Origin of the sequence: Streptococcus suis, assembly GCF_002964045.1 — a bacterium.
Lineage (GTDB): Bacteria > Bacillota > Bacilli > Lactobacillales > Streptococcaceae > Streptococcus > Streptococcus suis_U.
In genome coordinates this window covers 1-264 of record NZ_POPB01000437.1, presented here as the reverse complement: position 1 = coordinate 264, position 264 = coordinate 1, and the positions used below count along the sequence as shown (strand labels likewise).

Genomic DNA, 264 nt, shown 5'->3' with positions numbered 1-264 from the left:
GGAAAAGGAGGAAAGTCTATGTTTATATTTGCTTTTCCAGGTATGGGGAAAACGACACTTGCCAAGCAATCTTCACAAATTGTAGATTTAGAAATGTCGGATATCAAATATGATAATTCTAGTGTTCGTCATTTGAATAAAGAAGAAAGAAAATCAACTCCACGCCCGATTAAAGATAAGAATTATAAAAAAATCTATGTAGATAAAGCTTATGCTTTGCACGAGGAGGGGAAGACGGTCCTTGTCGCGATGAATTTTCTAGTA

At 35.2% G+C, this 264-nt stretch carries 1 pseudogene; it reads left to right on the top strand.

Annotation, left to right across the window (positions count from 1 at the left end):
* Positions 1–18 precede the first annotated feature (18 nt).
* Positions 19–264, top strand: a pseudogene (locus tag C1E99_RS11215) (hypothetical protein); the annotation flags it as partial.